General features: G+C 32.1%; 2 protein-coding genes. Both read right to left on the bottom strand.

Annotation, left to right across the window (positions count from 1 at the left end; genetic code table 11):
* The coding region (gene deoA, locus ACQCX0_RS02220; protein ID WP_462562529.1) for a thymidine phosphorylase at window positions 1-1,236 on the bottom strand (1,236 nt) is incomplete at its 3' end.
* A gap of 70 nt (window positions 1,237-1,306) precedes the next feature.
* The gene (locus ACQCX0_RS02215) at window positions 1,307-2,527 is read right to left on the bottom strand and encodes a NupC/NupG family nucleoside CNT transporter (protein ID WP_462562528.1); all 1,221 of its coding nucleotides are present in this window, start codon (window positions 2,525-2,527) and stop codon (window positions 1,307-1,309) included.
* Between the last annotated feature and the right edge of the window lie 74 nt (window positions 2,528-2,601).

The raw sequence follows: 2,601 nt of genomic DNA, 5'->3' as shown, positions 1-2,601 counted from the left end.
CTTTTTTACATACGTAAAATCTTCTAGGGTTTGACTATGAACTAAAGCAAATGGTATAGATTTATCAACTTTTTCTCCTAGTTTTAAAACATTACTTAACCCAACACTATAGTCTATTTTATCTGTAACTCTTTGTCTTCCTCCTTTTAACATTGCCAAAGACAACCCTATTTCTCTAGTGTTAATCTTACTGATATAACCTGTCTGCTCTAAATATAGCGGAGTTACCACCTTAGCTTGCGGTAAATATTTGTTATAATTCTCAACAAAATCTGCTACTCCACCTAAAGCTTTTATCATTTTTGCAAATTTTTCTACTGCCCTACCATTCTCTATTACTTCTATAATTTTAGCTCTAGCCTCTTCTTTAGTACTACTAACTCCAGTATTAATGAGTACTTCTGTAATTAGAGATACATTAATTTCATGAAGTTTATAATTTGTAGAATTCCCCTTTAAGTATTCAATACTCTCGATTATTTCTAAAGCATTACCCACATTATTAGCTAAAACCTCATTCATATCAGTAATTAGTGCCGAGACTTGTAAATTAGCTATCCTAGCAGTATTAACAATACTATTTGCTAATTGTTTAGCATCATTTAAATTTTCCATAAAAGCCCCACTACCTGTTTTTACATCCATAACTAAGAAGTCTAAACCTTCCGAGAGTTTTTTTGATAAAATAGAAGCAGTAATTAGGTCTAATGATTCTACTGTACCTGTGATATCTCTAATAGCATAGATTTTTTTATCAGCCGGAGCTAAATTAGCGGTTTGTCCAATAATAGCACACCCTACCTCTGTTACAACTTTCTTAAATAATTCATTACTTGCATTAGTATTATAACCAGGAATTGCATCTAGTTTGTCTAGAGTACCTCCTGTATGCCCTAATCCACGCCCACCTATCATTGGAACATATAAATTAAAGCAAGCTAAAATTGGAGCCAAAATAAAAGAAATTAAATCTCCTACCCCTCCTGTGGAATGTTTATCTACTATTTTTCCATCTAAGTTCCAACTTAAAGGTTCCCCTGAATCCCTCATAGCTATGGTTAAATTAGATCTTTCGGTAGCATTCAAACCATTTAGTAAAATAGCCATAGTTAGTGCACTAACCTGCTCATTTACAATTGATTCCTGCATAATACCATTTATAAAGAAATCTATTTCAGCTTTACTAAGTTCCTTATTATCTCTTTTTTTTCTAATAATTTCCTGTGGTAAAAATATAACGTTGCTTACTCCTTATTATTTACTTTAAGAAACATTCTCGTTTGTTTCTGTGTTTATTATCTTTAATTTATGCTATAGATGTAAAGATTCCGGCAAGGGCTGCACTCATTAAATTCGATAGAGTTCCTGCAAGCACTGCCTTAAAACCTAATCTAGCAATATCTTTTTTTCGATTCGGAGATATAACTCCTAATCCACCTATTAAAATTCCCACGGAGCTTAAATTAGCAAACCCACATAAAGCAAAAACTATAATAATCTTAGTATGCTCAGATAAAGTACTCATATCTTTAACAAAATTAATATAAGCTACAAATTCATTAGTTACTAATTTTTGCCCAATGTAACTACCGGCTACTGATGCCTCTTCCCAAGGCACTCCTATTAAATAAGCAATCGGTGAAAATATTAAACCTAAAATATATTCTAAAGATAATCCTTCAAATCCTACAAGACCTGCTGTGCCTCCTAAAATAATATTAATTAATGCTATTAAGCCTATGAAGGCAATTAACATTGCTCCTACATTTAGAGCTAGTTTTAATCCGGTAGTTGCTCCAAAAGCAGCAGCCTCTATAATATTTTCAGGTTTTTCTAAGTCTTTGGTTTTATGTTGTAACTCATCCATAGTTTGAATTGGAATATTTCTCTCCGGTAACATTAGTTTAGACATTAAAATTCCACCAGGTGCTGCCATAAAAGCTGCAGAGACTAAATATTTCATATCTATTCCTAATACGGCATAACCAGCAATTACAGAACCGGCCACAGAGGCAAGCCCTACTACCATTACTGTAAAAAGCTCAGATTCAGTCATTTTCCCTATAAATGGTTTTACAGTTAAGGGAGCCTCTGTGTGTCCTACAAAAATATTAGCAGCAGCAGCTAATGATTCTGATCTACTAGTACCTAACATCTTATGAATAACAAAACCAATACTATTTATTAATAAAGGCATTATTCTTAAGTAATATAGTACTGAAATTAGGCTTGAGAAGAAAATTATTAAACTTAAAACATGGATACCAAAAATAAAGCCAACATTACCTTGGGCTAAGCCTCCGAAAATAAATTCTACTCCTACTTTTCCAGCATCAATTGCTGAGGATATACCATTTGCAATACTACTAAGTATAGCCCGCCCAATTGGCACATATAAGATAAACATTGCTAATAATGCTTGTACTAAGAAAGCCCCTATTACAGTTCGTTTATTTATTCCAGACTTATTATTTGATAATAGAAAAGCTATCGCTAATAGCAGTATTATCCCTAAGATAGCTATCATTTTATTGTGTCTCCTATTAAATTATGATAAATTAAATTATTAAATAATTTGTATATAATAAAAGCTATCATATT

Source organism: Candidatus Hepatincolaceae symbiont of Strigamia maritima (assembly GCF_055505085.1).
The sequence above is the reverse complement of the archived record's forward strand: the minus strand, read 5'-3'. Positions and strand labels throughout refer to the sequence as shown.